At 59.3% G+C, this 18,803-nt stretch carries 20 protein-coding genes; 12 read left to right on the top strand and 8 right to left on the bottom strand.

Going from position 1 to position 18,803, the window contains the following annotated elements:
• Nucleotides 1-41 precede the first annotated feature (41 nt).
• The 4 genes from F0155_RS09085 to F0155_RS09070 all read right to left on the bottom strand — a co-directional run bounded on the left by F0155_RS09085 (nt 42) and on the right by F0155_RS09070 (nt 4,081).
• Nucleotides 42-869, bottom strand: a complete 828-nt coding sequence (locus tag F0155_RS09085) for a pentapeptide repeat-containing protein (protein WP_208999202.1) — start codon at nt 867-869, stop codon at nt 42-44.
• A 376-nt stretch (nt 870-1,245) separates the two neighbouring features.
• Nucleotides 1,246-2,262 (bottom strand): patatin-like phospholipase family protein, encoded by a 1,017-nt coding sequence (locus F0155_RS09080; RefSeq protein WP_150524172.1) that lies wholly within the window; start codon nt 2,260-2,262, stop codon nt 1,246-1,248.
• A gap of 45 nt (nt 2,263-2,307) precedes the next feature.
• Nucleotides 2,308-3,090, bottom strand: coding sequence for a 3-hydroxybutyrate dehydrogenase (locus F0155_RS09075; protein ID WP_150524171.1), 783 nt, complete (start codon nt 3,088-3,090; stop codon nt 2,308-2,310).
• A 103-nt stretch (nt 3,091-3,193) separates the two neighbouring features.
• Nucleotides 3,194-4,081 carry a 4-hydroxy-3-methylbut-2-en-1-yl diphosphate synthase gene (locus F0155_RS09070; protein WP_150524170.1) on the bottom strand — a complete coding sequence of 296 codons (888 nt, stop codon included), beginning with the start codon at nt 4,079-4,081 and terminating at the stop codon, nt 3,194-3,196.
• A gap of 221 nt (nt 4,082-4,302) precedes the next feature.
• On the opposite strand from F0155_RS09070, the gene ispG reads away from it, so the two are divergent.
• The 4 genes from ispG to F0155_RS09050 are packed head-to-tail and all read left to right on the top strand — an operon-like array spanning nt 4,303 to nt 7,956.
• Nucleotides 4,303-5,565 (top strand): flavodoxin-dependent (E)-4-hydroxy-3-methylbut-2-enyl-diphosphate synthase, encoded by a 1,263-nt coding sequence (gene ispG / locus F0155_RS09065; RefSeq protein WP_150524169.1) that lies wholly within the window; start codon nt 4,303-4,305, stop codon nt 5,563-5,565.
• An 11-nt stretch (nt 5,566-5,576) separates the two neighbouring features.
• Nucleotides 5,577-6,461 carry a pyridoxal kinase gene (gene pdxY, locus F0155_RS09060; RefSeq protein ID WP_150524168.1) on the top strand — a complete coding sequence of 295 codons (885 nt, stop codon included), beginning with the start codon at nt 5,577-5,579 and terminating at the stop codon, nt 6,459-6,461.
• Nucleotides 6,454-7,203, top strand: a complete 750-nt coding sequence (locus F0155_RS09055; protein WP_150524167.1) for a DUF429 domain-containing protein — start codon at nt 6,454-6,456, stop codon at nt 7,201-7,203. Before pdxY ends, F0155_RS09055 begins: the two co-directional genes overlap by 8 nt.
• Before the next feature lie 6 nt (nt 7,204-7,209).
• Entirely contained in the window at nt 7,210-7,956 is a 747-nt protein-coding gene (locus tag F0155_RS09050) for a hypothetical protein (protein ID WP_150524166.1), read from the top strand.
• A 6-nt stretch (nt 7,957-7,962) separates the two neighbouring features.
• Here F0155_RS09050 and xerD read toward each other — a convergent pair whose 3' ends face one another.
• Together xerD and F0155_RS23585 are read right to left on the bottom strand one after the other, a co-directional pair.
• Entirely contained in the window at nt 7,963-8,886 is a 924-nt protein-coding gene (xerD, locus tag F0155_RS09045; RefSeq protein ID WP_150524165.1) for a site-specific tyrosine recombinase XerD, read from the bottom strand.
• 21 nt (nt 8,887-8,907) lie between these two features.
• The gene (locus F0155_RS23585; protein ID WP_192913788.1) at nt 8,908-9,051 is read right to left on the bottom strand and encodes a hypothetical protein; all 144 of its coding nucleotides are present in this window, start codon (nt 9,049-9,051) and stop codon (nt 8,908-8,910) included.
• Nucleotides 9,052-9,186: 135 nt separating this feature from the next.
• On the opposite strand from F0155_RS23585, the gene F0155_RS09040 reads away from it, so the two are divergent.
• From F0155_RS09040 to F0155_RS09030, 3 genes are read left to right on the top strand one after another with little or no spacing between them, the layout of a single operon-like run.
• Nucleotides 9,187-9,801, top strand: coding sequence for a shikimate kinase (locus F0155_RS09040; RefSeq protein WP_150524164.1), 615 nt, complete (start codon nt 9,187-9,189; stop codon nt 9,799-9,801).
• Nucleotides 9,802-9,824: 23 nt separating this feature from the next.
• On the top strand, nt 9,825-10,973 hold the full coding sequence (gene aroB, locus F0155_RS09035; protein WP_244303490.1) for a 3-dehydroquinate synthase: 1,149 nt from the start codon (nt 9,825-9,827) through the stop codon (nt 10,971-10,973).
• Complete coding sequence (locus tag F0155_RS09030) at nt 10,970-12,304, top strand: HlyC/CorC family transporter (protein WP_204934418.1); 1,335 nt, start codon at nt 10,970-10,972, stop codon at nt 12,302-12,304. Before aroB ends, F0155_RS09030 begins: the two co-directional genes overlap by 4 nt.
• Before the next feature lie 12 nt (nt 12,305-12,316).
• On the opposite strand, the gene F0155_RS09025 is transcribed toward F0155_RS09030, so the two are convergent.
• Nucleotides 12,317-12,613, bottom strand: coding sequence for a BolA family protein (locus F0155_RS09025; protein ID WP_150524163.1), 297 nt, complete (start codon nt 12,611-12,613; stop codon nt 12,317-12,319).
• A gap of 186 nt (nt 12,614-12,799) precedes the next feature.
• Between F0155_RS09025 and F0155_RS09020 the strand changes: the two genes are divergently transcribed.
• The 5 genes from F0155_RS09020 to F0155_RS09000 all read left to right on the top strand — a co-directional run bounded on the left by F0155_RS09020 (nt 12,800) and on the right by F0155_RS09000 (nt 18,064).
• The gene (locus F0155_RS09020; RefSeq protein WP_150524162.1) at nt 12,800-13,390 is read left to right on the top strand and encodes a J domain-containing protein; all 591 of its coding nucleotides are present in this window, start codon (nt 12,800-12,802) and stop codon (nt 13,388-13,390) included.
• Nucleotides 13,391-13,459: 69 nt separating this feature from the next.
• Nucleotides 13,460-14,446, top strand: coding sequence for a cobaltochelatase subunit CobS (gene cobS / locus F0155_RS09015; protein WP_150524161.1), 987 nt, complete (start codon nt 13,460-13,462; stop codon nt 14,444-14,446).
• Between the two features lie 7 nt (nt 14,447-14,453).
• Nucleotides 14,454-16,367, top strand: a complete 1,914-nt coding sequence (cobT, locus tag F0155_RS09010; RefSeq protein ID WP_150524160.1) for a cobaltochelatase subunit CobT — start codon at nt 14,454-14,456, stop codon at nt 16,365-16,367.
• A 2-nt stretch (nt 16,368-16,369) separates the two neighbouring features.
• On the top strand, nt 16,370-17,404 hold the full coding sequence (locus F0155_RS09005; protein ID WP_208999201.1) for an esterase-like activity of phytase family protein: 1,035 nt from the start codon (nt 16,370-16,372) through the stop codon (nt 17,402-17,404).
• Nucleotides 17,405-17,434: 30 nt separating this feature from the next.
• Nucleotides 17,435-18,064 (top strand): LysE family translocator, encoded by a 630-nt coding sequence (locus F0155_RS09000; protein ID WP_150524159.1) that lies wholly within the window; start codon nt 17,435-17,437, stop codon nt 18,062-18,064.
• Between the two features lie 62 nt (nt 18,065-18,126).
• Here the strand turns inward: F0155_RS09000 and F0155_RS08995 are convergent, their stop codons facing one another.
• Complete coding sequence (locus F0155_RS08995; RefSeq protein WP_150524158.1) at nt 18,127-18,786, bottom strand: VUT family protein; 660 nt, start codon at nt 18,784-18,786, stop codon at nt 18,127-18,129.
• Nucleotides 18,787-18,803: the final 17 nt, after the last annotated feature.

Below are 18,803 nucleotides of genomic sequence, written 5' to 3'. Positions count from 1 at the left end.
GCGGCTCCGGGCCGCGTTTTTTATGTCTGGAGCTTTTTGGATTACTCGCCGGAACAGGGCTTGAGAGTGATGCCGCGCGGGAGCTTGGTGTTTTCATCGCCACACGCTCCCATGATCCGCTCCATGGACATACCGTTTGCTCCCGAAAGATCTGCACCGGCAAGCCGTGTATGACGAAGCAGAGCCCCTTCCAGGTTCGCGCCTTTCAGGTTTGCCCCTGTCAGGTCTGCGCTGGAAAAACGAACACCGGTCAGGTCAGCGCTTTCGAAACTGGCGCCTTTGGCTGAGACACGGTCGAAATCCGAGTATTTCAGCCGCGCATTGTCAAAGTTTGCGCCATTGAGAACCACGCGCTCAAAATCGGTTTGATCCATCTTCGAGTTCTTGAAGATGACATTCTTTGCAATCGCCCGAATGAAGGAAGAGTTGCGGACGTCGCTGCCGCTGAAATCGGCGTCATTCAACTGTGTGTCGTTGAGGTCGGCGTCACGCAGGTCCGCTTTCACGAATTTGGCTCCATCAAGCCGGGCCTTTTCCATGTCGACGGCACGCATGGAAGCGCTCGAGAAATCGCTTCCGGTCAGATCCGACTTTTCCAGTTCGGTACGCCTGAGGTCTGCGCCGCGAAAATCCGAATTCGTGAGTTCGACTTCCTTCATGTCGGCTTCGCGAAGGACCGTATCGCTGAAATTGCCGCCATCAATCTTCAGACCGCGCAACTCCATCAGGCGCAGGTCGCAATCCGGGCAACCACCATCCTTGTTGATGGACGCAACGTCAGCGGAAAAGGCCGAAGTGCTGGTTGAAAGGGCCACAACAAAAACCGCCGTACGGCAGCGCGATGCCAAGGGAGAATTCAAATCAATCACCTGCGTCATCCGGAATCGAAACTCTATTCTCCAATAGGTAATGGCAAAATGCCGTCACTTAAAGGGCAAGCATCAGAAACGTTATCGGGGAGACGGCTGTCAGATGCAGTGTGCGGAGGGGGGAGACAAGCGGGGTCGCAGATGCTTGCCTCTCCCGTCCACGATCGCTGACGACGCACAACCTTACAATCAGCGTGCGAAGTAGATGGCAAAAGGCTTGCCAATTCGTTTTCGCGATGAAATTTCTACTTGTTGTGTTTCTTTGCTGATCCGGACACAACATATTGGAAGCGTTAAGGTTTTGTTTGAATGTCGCGCCTTGCAATTTGCAAGGCGGAGTGCAAACAGGGTTAACAGCTTATGACTGCTATCGTCTTCAGGAGAATTCGCTGCGCAAATCAAGGGTGGAGCGGACGCCGATGGAGTCGTAATTCGTCTCGATCCAGTTTCTGGCAGCGCGCCGTCCGATATCCTTTAATTCCTGCAGGAACGACCATTCCGCGTTGACCTTGGACGAAGCTTGTAAGGGAACGAGTTCTTCCGCGGAAATGCGGTGCATTTTCACCCCCATATAGTCTTCCGTCGACAGCTTGCCTTCCTCGATCAGGCGGCTGACAAAGTCGATGGCACGCAATTCGCGCAACAGGCTGGAGTTGAAGGTGATCTCGTTGATCCGGTTGAGGATTTCGCGCGCCGTGCGTGGGGTTTCCCGCCGTTCAACCGGATTGATCTGGACCAGTACCACATCCGGTGTTTGTGTGTTGTAGAACAGGGGGTAGAGCGGCGGATTGCCCATGTATCCGCCGTCCCAGTAAGGTTCGCCCTCAATCTCCACGGCTTGAAACATGTTCGGCAGGCAGGCAGAGGCCATGACCGCGTCCAAGGTGACTTCGCGGCCTTCGAAGACCCTGATCTTGCCTGAGTAGACATTCGTTGCGGCCACGAACAGGTTCAGGCAGTCGCAGGCATGGACGAGATCAAAATCGACGATCTCCTCAACCACGTCCCGAAGCGGGTTGATGTTGAGCGGGTTGAACTCGTAAGGCGAGGCAAAGCGGGAAACGATGTCAAAGGCAAGGTAGCTTGGAGAGAAATCCAGGCTCCATTGGCCAAGGGCGATATCAATCGGCGTGCGCTTTATCGGGCTGAAGAAAGATGTTCGGCTGACGGCATGCCAGAAGTCTTCCAGCGCCTTGCGCGCGCCGTCGGCACCGCCTTTTTGAAGGCCGCTTGCCAGGACAACGGCGTTCATGGCACCCGCGGATGTGCCGCTGATGCCATCGATTTCAAAGCGGTCGTCCTCCAACAGCCAGTCAAGGACACCCCATGTGTAGGCGCCATGCGCACCGCCACCCTGCAGGGCGAGGTTTATCCGCTTGGGGCTCTTGCCCATCCGATATCTCCCTTGGTCTGCGAATGGAAGCGCGCGTGTGCCGGTCTACTGTGCGGTCCAGCCGCCATCGATCGGCAGGATGCTGCCGGTGATGGAAGACGCCGTGTCGGAACACAGGAAGACGGCATAACCGGCGACCTGTTCGATGGAGACGAATTTCTTGGTCGGCTGGGCCTTGAGCAGGACGTCCCGCTTGACCTCTTCCTCGGTCATGTTGCGCGCCTTCATCGTGTCCGGGATCTGGGCTTCGACAAGCGGCGTCCAGACATAACCCGGGCAAATGGCGTTGACGGTGATGCCGCTTTCGGCAACTTCCAGTGCGACGGTCTTGGTGAGGCCTGCGATGCCATGCTTGGCAGCCACATAGGCGGATTTGTAAGGCGAGGCGACAAGGGCGTGGGCAGAGGCGGTGTTGATGATCCGGCCCCAGCCGCGCTTCTTCATGCCCGGCACGGCTGCGCGAATGGCATGGAAGGCGGAGGACAGGTTGATCGCGATGATCGCGTCCCACTTGTTGATGGGGAAATCTTCAACGGGAGAGACGTGCTGGATGCCGGCGTTGTTGACCAGAATGTCGACAGACCCCAGTTCCTTTTCCGCCATCTCGATCATGCCGGCGATTTCTTCGCCGTTCAGCATGTTGGCCGGTGAATAGATACAGCGAACGCCGAAGTCGGTTTCGATCGCAGCGCGGGTTGCCTCGATCTCGCCAGCGTCGCCGAGGCCATTGATAACGACATTGACCCCTTCAGCGGCAAATGCGCGGGCGCAGCCCAGACCAATGCCGGAGGTGGATCCGGTGACGACAGCTGTCTTGCCTTTCAGCATCGAAGAACTCCCATGGTGACTTATCGGTAGCCGCACATTTCACCGAAATTCGCCGCACTGCAACATGGGAAGGAGCAAAATCGAAAATAAAGGCGGTGAGAGCCTATTTGCGGCCAAGATTGCGAACAGAACCAAGCGCCCGGTTGGCGCGTTCGCGGGTGCGGTCGCGTTCCATTTCCGCCTTTTCGTAGTCATCGCGGGCAAGGCCCAGCTGCTTTGCATATCTCTCGCGCACAAGGCCGTAGCAGGTCGCATTGAGGCTGGCGAAACACCAGACAAGAACCAGCATGGTTCCCATCGGGAAGGCTGTGGAGCGCATGTGCTGCCAAAGGGGATCTGCCGGGACCAGACTTCCAAGTCCCCATAAAAGCAGCGCCCAGCCCCCAATAAGGGCCGCTGCCAGAAGGCTTGTCACCATGCCGGCGATGGCCATGGAGGTGCCAAGGCCGGTCGTGGTCTTCCAGCTTTCGCGCAAGGACAGACTGTCATCAATGGCAGCGGCGGGCAGCACGATGGACAGTCGCTGGACCACCATCAGCGCCAGAAAGGGTGCGAGAAGCAGCAAAAAGAGCCCTAGCCCGCCGGTGACAAGACCGAGCAATCCGGCGGCCATCATCAAGGGGATCAAAGAGACAAAGCCGATCAGTGTGAGCAGGACCTGCAGATAGATGACCTTGATATTGCGCGTACCGAACTGGAGCGGGAAGTCCTTGGCGTCAATCAGGATCTTGCGCACATAGGCGACGGCGATGGAAAAGCCGATCACGATGTTTGCCAGCGCGCCGAGAAATCGCAAGCCGCCCTCATCCGGCGTATCCAGCGGTTCGGTCATGTAGGAGACGGTTGTGAAAGCACCGGAGGGATTCAGGGTCGATCCGATGGCAAAATTCACGGCCAGAAGCAGGAGGATATAGGCCCAGCCCGTTCTGAAAAGGGTGCTGACATGATGCTGGCCCAGAGCCAGCGACCGTTCCAGAACCGTGAAAAACATTTGGGACGTCTCCTGCTGCTTTCCCTGCATATAAGAGGTCGGACACAAAAGCGCATCCTCATTGAGACAGATTTGCCATGATTGCATGCCATAGAGCGACATCATGACCGGTGGTTTGCGCTTGCAATTGCCAGACCTGATTATTGCCCTTTTGCATTCGCCGCACTAATCAAGGGCTGAGAAAAAGAAATGCTCCTCCCGCGCGAGATGGCAGTGACGTGATGATTGATGAATTCGCCAGCCCCAAAGCCCGCCGTGTCTCCGTTCCTGTCAAGGTCGGGTCTGTAACCGTTGGCGGGGACGCACCGATTGTCGTGCAGTCCATGACCAACACGGATACGGCTGATGCAGACAGTACCGTTGCGCAAGTTGCCGCGCTTGCAAAGGCGGGGTCCGAGATTGTCCGCATCACGGTCGACCGTCCGGAGGCGGCTGCACAGGTGCCGCGTATTCGCGAGCGGCTGGACCGGCTCGGCATCAACGTGCCGCTGGTGGGCGACTTCCACTATATCGGCCACAAGCTCCTGACCGATTATCCCGATTGTGCCGCTGCGCTGGAGAAGTACCGGATCAATCCGGGCAATGTCGGCTTCAAGGCCAAGCGTGACACGCAGTTTTCGCAGATCATCGACATTGCCCTGAAACACGACAAGCCGGTGCGGATCGGCGTCAACTGGGGATCGCTTGATCAGGAGCTTCTGACCAAGCTGATGGACGAGAATGCGGCCAGCGACAAACCGGTTTCCGCATCCGCCGTCATGCGCGAGGCGATCATCCAGTCCGGGCTTTTGTCGGCGCAACGCGCGGAAGATCTGGGCATGGGCCGCGACAAGATCATCCTGTCGGCCAAGGTCTCGCAGGTTCAGGACCTGATTGCCGTTTACGCGGATCTGGCGCGGCGCTGCGACTATGCGCTGCATCTGGGTCTTACCGAGGCCGGCATGGGCACCAAGGGCATCGTTTCTTCAGCTGCGTCCATGGGCATCCTGCTGCAGCAGGGGATCGGTGACACGATCCGTGTTTCGCTGACGCCAGAACCGGGCGGCGACCGCACCCGCGAAGTGCAGGTGGCGCAGGAACTGCTGCAGGTCATGGGCTTTCGCGCCTTCGTGCCGGTGGTTGCTGCCTGTCCGGGCTGCGGGCGCACCACATCAACGGTGTTTCAGGAACTGGCGCAGGACATTGAAGGGCATATCCGCGAGTCCATGCCGATCTGGCGCGAACAATATCCCGGCGTTGAAAGCCTCAACGTTGCCGTGATGGGGTGCATCGTGAATGGTCCGGGCGAATCCAAGCACGCCGATATCGGCATTTCGCTGCCCGGAACAGGCGAAACCCCGTCGGCTCCCGTCTTCATTGACGGCGAAAAGGTCACAACCTTGCGCGGTGCAGGCATTGCGGATGAGTTCAAGCAGATGGTACTGGATTATATCGAACAACGTTTCGGCACCTCCAAGTCACCTGCGTCAACCGACGCGGCCTGAAAGGCATTTGAATGTCCCAGCAGCCGGGCCCTCCCGCTGAAAAGAAACCCATTCTTGTGATCACCTCGCAGGTGGTCCGTGGCGGGATCAGCGGGCGTGGCATTGTCTTTGCGCTGCAACGGCTGGGTCATCCGGTCTGGTTCCTGCCAACAATTGTCCTGCCCTGGCATCCGGGGCAGGGGCTTGCCACCCGCATCACGCCGCCGGACGATGCCTTTTCGGCCATGGCGGAAGACCTGATCCGCTCTGACAGGCTGGCGGAGGTCGGCGCGGTTCTGACCGGCTATCTCGGGTCTGCAGAACAGGCAAAACCGGCAGCTCGTCTGGTCGATGCGGTCAAGGCACATAATCCGTCTGCACTCTATCTCTGCGATCCGGTGATCGGGGATGAAGGCGGTCTTTACGTGCCAGAGGCAACGGCAACTGCAATGCGCGGCACTCTCGTCCCGCTTGCCGATATCGCGACGCCGAACCGGTTCGAGCTTTCCTGGTTGTCCGGATTTTCTGCCGACACCGAGGCGGAGGCGCTGGCCGCTGCCCGCTCGCTGGGTGTGGACCGTGTCATCGTGACCTCCGCTCCGGCCCTTCGTCGCAACGCCATTTCCAATCTTCTGGCCGCGCCGGGCAAGGCGCTGGCAGCGGAACACGCCGCAATTCCCAATCCACCCAAGGGAACGGGAGACATTCTTTCCGCCCTGTTCCTGTCGCGTTTCATGGGCGGCATGGGCGACGAGGAAGCGCTGGTGCGTGCGGCAGGCTCAACCTTCGAGCTGGTCGCCAGAAGCGTGAAGAAGGGCGGCGACGAGCTGCTGATTGCCGAAGAACAAGACGTTCTGGTGCGCCCGATGGCCCTGATCTCCCAGCGCCGGGTCATGGAAAGCACGGCCCGTGCCTAAGGGCATCAGATTACACGATCACGTTTGGGTCGCCGGGGTGGACGGCTGCAAGGCGGGCTGGATTGCCTGTTTGCGGCAAATCGGTCGTTCCGGCAGCGAGAAAATCCAGGTCTTTTCCAGCTTTGCCGACCTTCTGAGCCATTCACCGAAACTGGCGATCATCGCTGTCGATATGCCTATCGGCTTGCCCGATCATATCGGACCTGACGGTCGCGGAGCGGAAAAAGCTGCCCGCAAGCATCTGGGCATGCGCCAGTCGTCGGTCTTTTCGGTTCCCTCCCGCGCTGCCGTTTATTGCGATGACTATCTTCAGGCCTGTGACCGGTCGCTGGAAACCTCCACCCCGCCGCGAAAAGTCTCCAAGCAGTGCTTTTATCTCTTCCCCAAGATCCGGGAAATTGACGCCCTTATGTCACCGGAGCTTGAGACTTGTGTTTATGAGGTCCATCCGGAGCTTGCCTTCTGGCGTTTGAATGGCGAGCGCGAGATGAGCCTTCCGAAAAAGGTGAAAAGCCGGGCAAATCCGGAGGGGCTGGATCAGCGGCGCGATCTTCTCGTGCGCTGTGGCCTTTCCCCCAGTGTGCTTGATCAAAAGCCGCCGAAAGGTGCAGGCCGGGACGACCTGCTGGACGCGGCGGTCAATTCCCTGATCGCCGAGCGCATCTGGCGGGGCGAAGCTGTTCCGTTTCCAAGTGACTTCCAACGCGACAGCAAGGGCCTTCGAGCCGCGATCTGGGCGTGAGAAGCGATGGCAAGGTTTGCTCTCCACAGCGCGGTCTTTGTCGTTCTCACAATACTGACCCAAATTGGCGGCATCGCCTGGCTTGGTGCGTTGCTGTTTCGTCGCAGGTGGCTTGCCTTCGCGGTGATCTATTTGGGTTTGCTGGTGTCCGCGACGCTTTTGGCTCCCTATTTTGGGCGGGTTCAGCTGTCCTGTGGAGGGAACAGCGTGCTCAAGGTCCAGTCTTGGATCTATTGCCTCACAAACCGAACCTACGTTCGTCCGGAGCTAAAAGAAGTTCTCGGTGAGCTGGCCAATGCGGTGGATGCCCGGTACCCGGGAACTCAAACTCTGGTTCTCGATGCCGGATTTCCCTTTTTCAATGGCATCCCGCTCTTGCCTCACCTGTCTCACGATGACGGGAAGAAGGTTGACATCGCTTTTTATTATCAAAGGGATGGTGCTTATGAGCGCGGTGCGGTTCGCTCTCCGATCGGCTATTTTGCCTTCGAGCAGGGGTCTTCAAACTGCCAGCCGACGTTTCCGACCTTGCGTTGGAATTTCGATATGCTGCAGCCACTGTGGGGACAACTTGAATTGGAACCGGGCAGAACGGCTGCCGCAGTCCATTGGCTGGCCGACGACGGGCGAGTCGAGAAGATTTTTCTGGAGCCGCATTTGCAAGACCGGCTCGGTCTCAGGCTGTCCAAGGTTCGGTTTCAGGGATGTTTTGCGGCGCGCCACGACGACCATATTCACATCCAGATCAGATAAGGGAAGTCACCGCTTCGCAAGCGGGTGGGCGCTTTCGACCAGTTGGCTGAGGCGTTCGTCGAGAACGTGGGTGTAGATCTGGGTCGTTGAAATGTCGGCATGGCCCAAAAGCTGCTGGACCACTCTGAGATCCGCGCCGTTTTGCAGAAGATGCGAGGCAAAGGCGTGGCGGAGAACGTGCGGGGAGACTTTCTCTGCATCAAGTCCGATTGAAACGGCAAGATCCTTCAGGTCCCGGCCAAAGGCCTGACGTGTGAAATGACCGCTTTTTCCGTGTGAGGGAAACAGCCACGGACTTTTGGCGTAAGCCCCGCTCTCGGCCCTGAGGCTTACATAACTGCGCATGGCCCGTTGCGCGGCTGGCGACAGGGGCACAAGACGTTCCTTGTTGCCCTTGCCGATGATCTCGATCAGCCTCTGGTCGCGCTGGGCGGCGGTGACGGGCAGGGCGACCAGCTCAGACACACGAAGGCCGGTGGCATAGAGCACTTCCAGCAGCGTGTAGAGCCGCAGGGCACGCAGGCGCGAGGCGTCGCTCTTGTGGTCGCCGTTGCTGGCTGTCTCCGCAGCGCCAATCAGCTTGTCGACTTCATCAATGGCGAGGACCTTTGGCAGGGATTGGCGTTTTTTCGGCGCGGACAGGGTTCTGGTGGGGTCGTCCGTCCTGACGCCGTCCGCATAGAGAAACTTGAAATACTGCTTGAGCGCGGACAGGCGGCGCGCCTGCGAGGTTTCCGCAAAACCCCTGAGCGACAGGTCGCGCAGATAAGCTGCGATCTTGTCCGTGTCGACACCTGACGGCTTTTGGGGGGCTGTGAAATCGGCGAAGTCGTCAAGGTCGCGGCGATAGCTTTGCAGCGTATTTTCGGCCGCGCCGCGCTCGGCGCTCAGCATCTCCAGAAAGCTCTCGATCGTGTAGTCGGTTGCCACGCTGATCCTCAGGTTAGGGGCCTAGCGCCCGAAGCCTTCCTTTTGTACGCGAACCGTGATCTCCCGTTCCCTCGGCTCGACGAAATTCGCCAGCGCGTAAAGGGTGCCATATCCAAGCCCCCCCAATATCAGGAGCGCGATCAAGAGGCGTGTCAGTGTCGGCAAGGTCGTCTGGTTTCCCGTTCGATTCGGAGCGCAAGTTTTCCCCGTTCCGCGTTGGTGCGCAAGTTTTTGCCGGGAGAAGGGGCCTTCGTCTACATCTCGCGGTGCGTTTTTTTGCGAATGTGCTAAAACCGCCGCATGAAGCACATACGCAACGATGCAAATGACGAAGCTGAAGAGCTGGACGTGTCATTGGAGAAGGCGATTGTCGAGGCCCTGAACGGTCGGACCATCGTTCTGGTCGGTATCATGGGCTGCGGAAAGTCCACGGTTGGCCGCCGCTTGGCGCAGCGGCTTGGCCTGAACTTTCTGGATGCGGATTCCGAAATCGAACGGGCCGCGAATAAGACCATCACCGAGATCTTTGCCGAACATGGCGAGCCTTACTTCCGCAGCGGAGAAGAGCGCGTGATTGCGCGTCTTCTTCAGGAAGGGCCGCAGGTTCTGGCAACCGGTGGCGGCGCGTTCATGAGTGAAGCGACCCGGAACGAAATCGCCGCCCATGGGGTGTCCATCTGGCTGAAGGCCGAGTTTGACACGGTGATGGCTCGCGTGCGCCGCCGCTCTACGAGGCCGCTTTTGCAAAACCCGGACCCGGAAGGCACCATGCGGGCCTTGATGGAAAAACGCCATCCGGTTTATGCCCTTGCGGAGCTGACGGTTTTGTCGCGGGAAGTGCCGCATGAAACCGTGGTTGACGACATCATGGAAGCCCTGCGCCAACACCTTCTGGCACCTGGCGCTGCCAGCTGACATTTCAGGACTGAAGAATACCCATGACTGACCTTCTTGATCAGGACGCTGCGAACATGGCCGAGCACAAGTCGGTCCAGGTTGAGCTTGGCGAGCGCAGCTACAAGATCGATATCGGGCGCGGCCTGCTCGCCGGTGCCGGACAGCAGATTGCCGCCATGCTTCCGAAGGCGCGCGTCGCCATCGTGACCGATGAAGCAGTTGCCCGGCTTCATCTGGGTGCCTTGCAGGACAGTCTGGATGCCGCCGGTGTCGGCTATACGTCGGTCGCCATTCCAAGTGGGGAAAGCAGCAAGAGCTACAAGCAGTTCGAGCGGGTCTGCGACGCAATTCTTGAAGCGCGGCTTGAGCGCGGGGATGCCATCATCGCGCTGGGCGGCGGCGTTGTCGGCGACCTTTCCGGGTTTGTGGCCGCCTCTGTTCGCCGGGGCATGACCTTCATCCAGATCCCGACAACACTTCTGGCGCAGGTCGACAGTTCTGTTGGCGGCAAGACCGCAATCAATTCCAGGTTCGGCAAGAACCTGATCGGCGCGTTCTACCAGCCCGTCTGGGTTCTGGCCGACACCGCTGTTCTGGACACATTGCCGGATCGCGACTTCCGGGCCGGATATGCAGAAGTTGCCAAATACGGGCTTCTGGGGGACGAGCCTTTCTTTGCATGGCTGGAGAAAAACTGGCGTGCTGTCTTTGCCGGCGGACCGGAGCGGGACGAGGCCGTTGCCCGTTCCTGTCAGGCGAAGGCCGATGTTGTTGCGGCTGACGAACGCGAATCCGGCCGCAGGGCGCTACTCAATCTGGGGCACACGTTCGGCCACGCGCTGGAAGCCGCCGTCGAGTTTGAAACCATCCGCCTCGTCCATGGCGAGGGTGTGTCCATCGGCATGGTGCTGGCGCACGAGTTCTCAAATCGTCTGGGTCTCATTTCGGATCTGGACGTGGAGCGGGCGACGCACCATCTAAGGGAAGTCGGTTTGCCTACCCGCCTGTCGGACATTCCCGGACAATTGCCTCCGGTCGATACGCTGATGGACAGTATTGCGCAGGACAAGAAAGTGTCGCGCGGCGAACTGACATTCATTCTTACCCGCGGGATTGGGCAAGCCTTTGTCGAGAAGGGCGTCGATCCGGCGGAAGTACGTGCCTTTTTGGATGAGAAACTGACACCATGACCGATACGACCCTTTGGCTATCAGGCATTGCCGTTTTGATTCTGCTGTTTCTGTCGGGCTTTTTCTCGGGCTCGGAAACAGCGCTGACGGCTGCTTCGCGTGCGCGAATTCACCAGGTTGAAAAGACCGGAGACAAGCGGGCGCGGATCGTTAGCGAGTTGATCGCGTCCCGGGAGCGCCTTATCGGTGCCCTGCTGCTTGGCAACAACCTGGTCAACATTCTGGCCTCGGCGCTGGCAACGACGGTGTTTCTGACGCTGTTCGGTGAAGCCGGTGTTGCCATTGCGACGCTTGTCATGACCGCTCTGGTTCTCGTTTTTGCAGAAGTCATGCCGAAGACCTGGGCGATCTCTGCACCGGAAAAATTCGCGCTGGCCGTCTCGCCGATCGTGCGGGTGGTGGTGGCGGTGTTTGGCCCGATCGTGATCGGGGTCGAAGCCATCGTCAAACTGCTGCTTCGCGGTCTTGGCGTTGAAGTGGGTGAAGGCTCATCCATCCTTTCTGCGCATGAAGAGCTCCGCGGTGCCGTGGACCTGCAGCACAAGGAAGGCGGCCTTGAAAAGGGTGAGCGCGACCGTCTTGGCGGTCTTCTGGATCTCGCGGATCTGGAAGTTTCCGACGTGATGGTGCACCGGACCAACATGGTTGCCCTCAATGCTGACGAGGAACCGCAGAAGCTGATCGATGCGGCGCTCAGCTCGCCTTACACCCGCCTGCCCCTGTGGCGCGGCGAATCCGACAATTTTGTCGGCGTCCTGCATGCCAAGGACCTGCTTCGGGCCTTGAACCGGGCTGGCGGAAAGGCGGATGGCATTGATATTCTTCAGATCGCGACCCCGGCGCGCTTCGTGCCGGACACAACATCCCTGCAGGACCAGCTGAACGTGTTCCTCAAGCACAAGTCCCACTTTGCCCTCGTCGTGGACGAGTATGGTGAGGTGATGGGTCTGGTGACGCTGGAAGATATTCTGGAGGAGATTGTCGGCGAGATTGCCGATGAGCACGATGTGGAACTGGAAGGCGTACGCCCGCAGGCCGATGGCTCGGTGATTGTCGATGGCTCTGTGCCGATCCGCGATCTCAACCGTGCAACCGACTGGTCCCTACCCGATGACGAGGCGACCACGATTGCGGGGCTGGTGATTCACGAGGCGCGGATGATCCCCGAGGAACGCCAGATCTTCACGTTCCATGGCTTCCGCTTCACCGTCATGCGGCGCGAGAAGAACAGGGTCACCCGCCTGCGGATCATGCCGCTGACGCAATCCGGCGCACTCAAGACGCCGGTTGTTCCTGCGCCTGCCGTTCCAAAGCAGGCCGTGGCGCAATAAACGTCCGGTCGATCAGTCCGCTATGCGGGCCGCACGGGGATCGGGTTCTTCGGGAGCCCGGGCCTCGATCGCGAGCGCATGAACGCCGCCTGCCAGTTCGGCAGCCAGAAGTTCGTTGATGGCCCGGTGGCGCGCAACCCGGTTCTGGCCGGAGAAGCTGGGGGAGACGATTCGCACGCGAAAATGCGTTTCGCCGCCCTCGCGCCAACCGCCGTGGCCCTTGTGCTTGTCGGATTCGTCGATGACGTCGAGCTGAACCGGTGCCAGCGCACCGGTGAGCTTGGAAATGATTGTCTGTTTGATGCTCATGAGAGTGTTGTGGTCCCGCCTGCGTCGTCCGTCAAGATCGGCTTGCATAGAATGCTGCCCGCTGCCGTCTGAGGATTGCATGCCAGCTGTCGCTTGCAACCGTCAGCAAAAATTTGCGCGGAAGAACAGCAAATTGCCAATAAACGCGGCTTGTTCCCAAAGGCGCATCTCACCATAATCACGCCAATGAAACTGGATTCAAAAATCTTCGATAGCATCCGGGTGAAGCCGGACAAGGACCGGGTTGAGCAAGGCCGCCATCCCGTGTGCGAGCATTCGGGCTGCCAGCGGCCCGGTACGCACAAGGCCCCCAAGGGGCGGGACATGGAAGGCCAGTATTTTCATTTCTGCGTCGACCATGTGCGCGAATACAACAAGTCCTACAATTATTTTTCCGGCATGCATGACGATGATGTGCGCACCTACCAGAAGGACAGCCTGACAGGCCACCGTCCGACTTGGAAAATGGGCGTCAACAAACAGGCTGCCGATGGTCCTGACGGCTATGATCCGCGTGAAAACATGCGCTCGAATGCCAGCCGCCGGGCGTCAGAAGCGCGCAGGCCGCGACAAAGAAAGTTACTAGCGCTTGAAAAACGGTCGCTTGATGTGCTCAATCTGCCGCAGACAGCACGTGGCGACGAAATCAAAGCGCGCTATAAGGAACTAGTGAAACTCAACCACCCGGATGCCAATGGCGGTGACCGCTCCTGCGAAGACCGCTTGCGGGAGATCATTCAGGCCTATCAGGTTTTGAAAAAGTCCGGATTCTGTTAGGCCTGCATTTCCTGTAGTCCTTTTCTCAAAAATACCCCACCCGGGCCGAACCGGGGCAGCGGAGGACCGATGACTGAAACGACGACCGTGGCCATGAGCTTGCCCGATACCGAGATTTCCGTTGAAGAGGTGTTTGGCTTCAAGTCCGATTTGAAGGTCCCGGCATTTTCGACCCCGTCCGAGCATGTGCCGGAACGTGACGAAGACTACCTGTTCGACCGCGCAACCACGCTGGCCATTCTCGCAGGCTTTGCGCACAACCGCCGCGTGATGGTCACCGGCTATCACGGCACCGGCAAGTCGACCCATATCGAGCAGGTCGCCTCGCGCCTGAACTGGCCGTGTATCCGAGTCAACCTCGACAGCCACATCTCGCGTATCGATCTTGTCGGCAAGGACGCGATTGTCATCAAGGACGGTTTGCAGATCACCGAGTTCCGCGATGGCATTCTGCCCTGGGCCTACCAGCACAATGTTGCGCTCGTCTTCGACGAATATGACGCAGGTCGCCCGGACGTGATGTTCGTGATCCAGCGCATTCTGGAATCCTCCGGCCGTTTGACGCTGCTCGACCAGAGCCGCGTTATCCGCCCGCATGCGGCCTTCCGCCTGTTTGCAACGGCAAACACGGTTGGTCTCGGCGACACGTCCGGCCTCTACCATGGCACGCAGCAGATCAACCAGGCGCAGATGGACCGCTGGTCGATCGTCACCACGCTGAACTACCTGCCGCATGACAATGAAGTCGACATCGTCCTGTCCAAGGCCAAGCACTACCAGAACGAGGCGGGCCGCAGCATCGTCTCCAAGATGGTTCGCTTGGCGGACATGACCCGTAATGCCTTCATCGCCGGCGATCTCTCGACGGTCATGAGCCCGCGTACGGTCATCACCTGGGCGGAAAACGCGAACATCTTTGCCGATGTGGGGTTTGCCTTCCGTGTGACCTTCCTGAACAAGTGTGACGACATGGAACAGGCGCTGGTCGCCGAGTTCTATCAGCGCTGCTTCGGCGAGGAATTGCCGGAATCCGCAGTCAACGTCGTCATGAGCTGAGGACAAGATGGCACCACGGCCCGGAAGCAACTCCGTCCCAGGAAACAAGCCTGCACCTGATCCCGAACCGTTCAAGCAGTCGGTGGCCGGGTGCATGCGCGCGATTTCCGGCGATCCGGAGCTGGAAGTCGTCTTCTCGGGAGATCGGCCGGGGATTTCGGGCAAGACCGCCCGGCTTCCCGATCCCTCGCGCAAGGTGAATGCGCGGGAGATTGCGATCACGCGCGGGTTGTCCGATTCCATGGCGCTGAAGCTGGCCTGCCATGATGCCAAGGTTCATGCCCGGCACATGCCGGTGGGACCTGATGCCAGAGCCATTTTCGAGGCGGTTGAACAGGCCCGTTGCGAAGCTGTTGGCGCGCGGAGGATGGAAGGCGTTGCCTCCAACCTGTCTGCCATGCTGGAAGATCGCTATCTGAAGTCTGCTTCGCCGGATATTTCGAGCCGCGAAGAGGCGCCGCTGCAGGATGCGTTGTCTTTGCTTGTTCGCGAACGGTTGACCGGCGCACCGCCTCCGCAGGCTGCGGCCAAGCTGGTCGACATGTGGCGCGACTGGATCGAGCAGAAGGCCGGTGCTGAGCTGGACGGCCTGATCGAGACTGTCGACAACCAGGACACGTTTGCGCAGAGCTTCCGGGAGGTTCTGAAATCGCTCGACATGGCCGACGAGCTGGGCGGCGAGGATCAGGAAAACGATCCGGAGCAGAACGAGGATCAGGGCAACAACGAGGAAGCGGAATCTGGCGGCGAGGAGGACGAAGACTCCGGTGATCAGGAGGCCTCTCCTCAGGAAATGGAAATGTCCGGCGAAGAGCAGGATTCCGGTGAAACGGAAGCGTCTGACGCGGACATGGACAACCTTGCCGAAGAGGATATGGCCGACGCGGCCGAAGAGCCGGGCGAGAGCGAACGTCAGGAACTTCCGTTCTCCAACAAGCCGCCGCTCTCCGACTACAAGGTCTTCACCGAGCAGTTTGACGAGACCATTCGTGCTGAAGATCTGTGCGACACGGCGGAACTGGACCGCTTGCGTGGGTTCCTCGACAAGCAGTTGACCCATCTGCAAGGCGCTGTTGGCAGACTTGCTAACCGCTTGCAGCGCAAGTTGATGGCGCAGCAGAACCGGTCCTGGAATTTTGATCTGGAAGAAGGGTTGTTGGACACGGCACGTTTGACGCGTGCGGTGACAGACCCGATGAGCCCGCTTGCCTTCAAGCAGGAGAGCGACACGAATTTCCGCGATACTGTGGTGACGCTGCTTCTCGACAATTCTGGTTCCATGCGTGGTCGGCCCATCACGGTGGCGGCCACATGCGCCGACATTTTGGCCCGCACGCTGGAGCGGTGCGGCGTGAAGGTGGAAATTCTCGGCTTTACGACCAAGGCCTGGAAAGGCGGTCAGTCGCGCGAAGCGTGGATCGGTGCCGGTAAACCGCCGTCTCCGGGGCGCCTCAACGACCTGCGCCACATCATCTACAAGTCGGCGGATGCGCCGTGGCGACGGGCTCGCCGCAATCTTGGCCTTATGATGCGCGAAGGGCTCCTCAAGGAGAACATCGACGGCGAGGCGCTGACATGGGCGCACGAGCGCTTGCTTGCGCGGTCTGAGCAGCGCCGCATCCTGATGATGATCTCCGATGGCGCGCCGGTGGATGACTGCACGTTGTCGGTCAATCCGGGCAATTATCTGGAGCGTCATCTGCGCTACGTGATCGAGGAGATCGAATCCCGGTCGCCGGTTGAGCTTATTGCCATCGGGATTGGGCATGACGTCACGCGGTACTACCGCCGTGCCGTGACAATCGTCGATGCAGAAGAGCTGGCTGGTGCCATGACTGACCAGCTGGCGAATCTTTTTGACGATCAGGCACAGCAGGCCGAATCGCGACGCGGTCGGCGGCGGGCTGGCAAAGGCCGTTAGTCGTGCAGATCCGCTTCCAACGTCTTTTGAATGCTGCCGTGGTCTTCACGGCAGCATTTCTTTTGGGTAGCCCTGTCTCGGCCATGGACCTCTTGTCGGCGGGAGAGACGGTCACGATCAAGACGAAGCCGATCCGCGAATTCGAGATTAGCCGCACCGACAACGTGTTTGGTCGGCTGACCTTTCTGGGTGGTCTGGAAGTCCTGACGTCCAATCGGGAGATTGGCGGCTTGTCTGGTGTGTTGTCGGTGGGAGAGGGGACGCAAATCCTTGCTGTGACCGACAATGGGCACTGGGTAAGTGCGGATGTCGATCAGGAGGCCGACGGTACGCCGCTGGCGCTCGGCAACGTGCGCTATGCACCCATGCGGCGCAAGAACGGCGAAACCCTTCGCCGGATCTGGGGGCATGACACGGAAGGGCTGTCGCTTGATGGCGATACGCTGCTGGTCTCCGCCGAGCGGGCCAACACGATCTACCGGTTCCCGTGGCCCTTGCCGACGGGCAATGAGCGCATGCTGAAGGAAGTAAAGGTTCCGCAAGGCGTGAAGGAACTCCGGGGCTCCAAGGGACTGGAAGCGATCGCAATTGGCCCGAAAGGGTCTTCCCTCGACGGAGTGATTGTTGCGGTAGGCGAACGCGGAAAGAGCGAAAGCCATGATCTGCCGGGGTTTTTGATCGGCGGCGGCAAGGATGGAACTTTTACGATCGCCCGATCAGATCGCTATGACGCGACTGATGCGGTGTTCCTGCCGAATGGCGATTTTCTGCTTCTGGAACGGCGGTTCAACCTGCGTGATCTTGTGGGGATGCGGCTTCGCCGGTTTGACCAGAGCGAAATCCGCCCCGGCGCGCGTCTCGTCGGCGAGATACTTCTGGAGGCGGGATACACATTCCAGATCGACAACATGGAAGCGATTGCGGTTCATCAAACGGCAGCTGGAGACACGATCCTGACGCTTTTGTCCGACAACAATCGCTCCATCCTGCAGCGAACGCTGTTGTTGCGCTTCAAACTGGGAGCGGCAGCAGGCTAACACTGTGTGGACGGGGAGGGTTCACAAAAGATGCTTGAGACGATCAATCTGCCCCTGATCATGGCCGCGGCCCTGATCGCCGTTGCCAGCCCCGGCCCGGCCACTCTCGCCATCGCGAGCACGTCCATGACCGCGGGACGAAAGAACGGCTTCGCCCTTGCCATGGGTGTGTCGACCGGATCGCTCGTCTGGTCTGTCTCCGCGGCCATGGGGTTGGGCGCGCTGATGCTGGCCAATGCGTGGATGCTCGAGGGGATCAAGTATCTCGGTGCGCTCTATCTGATCTATCTCGCCTATAAATCCGCCCGCGCGGCAATGGCGTCTTCAGGACCTGCGGCAAAGGTTGCCCCGGTGAAGGGGGATGCGTTTCGCGCCTATCGCAGCGGTTTCCTGCTGCACATGACGAACCCCAAGGCAATCTTCTTTTTCGGTTCGCTTTATTCGATCGGTGTTCCGGCCCATACGCCGATCCGGGAGCTGGCGATCCTGATTATCGCGCTCTGGATCCAGAGCCTTGCCGTGAATATCGGCTATTCCCTGCTCTTCTCCAATCCGGCCATGGTCAAGGGCTATCAGCGTATGTACCGCGCATTCAACGCGGCTTTCTCGCTGGCTTTTGGGATAGCAGGTCTCAAGATCCTGACAACGCGGCTAGGATAAGAAAAAAGGCACCCGGTTTACCCCGGATGCCTTCTGAATTCTGGCAAATTGCGCGGTTCGCTTCAGGCTGTTGTGCCGTTTGGGGTTGCCCGGAAGAGGCTGAGGATCACGCGATAGGGCGCGAGCATGGCAATAGCCACCAGCACTTTCACGATAAAGTCGCCAGCCGCCAGAGAAACCCAAAGAGGGACGTCGGATCCGACGCTCAGGAACGGGACCGGAAAGGCAAGCGAGCTGTCTTCCAGACCAAATGTGCTGTCGATAAAGGCAAATCGCGCGGCAAAGGCGATGCCGAAAAACAGCAGCGTGTCGACCACTGAACCGATCATGGAGGAGACGAAAGGGGCCTTCCACCAGCTCGCACGGCGAAGCCGGTCAAAAATTGTCACGTCCAGAAGCTGGGCGACAAGAAAGGCTGTGCCGGAGGCAATCGCGATGCGTGGCGTTGCCAGCCAGATGGACAAGCCAACGGCAATGGCAAAACCGATCAGCACGACGCTGCGTGCAGCCTGTGGGCCGAAACGCCGGTTGGTGAGATCGGTCACCAGAAAGGCAGCCGGATAGGTGAAGGCGCCCCAGGTCAGAAGATCGGCAAGATTGATGCTGCCGAGCGTGCCCTGAACGGGGAACTGTACCAGAAAATTCGAGGCCACAACGACAATCGCCATCGCGGTGATCGCGATGGCGAAGTTGGCCACGGAGAAACTCCGGGTATCTGTCATGCCTTGACCCTTTTGGG

The organism is Roseibium sediminis, assembly GCF_008711325.1.
Lineage (GTDB): Bacteria > Pseudomonadota > Alphaproteobacteria > Rhizobiales > Stappiaceae > Roseibium > Roseibium sediminis.
Note: the sequence above shows the minus strand (reverse complement) of the source record. Positions and strands in the feature narration are given on the sequence as shown.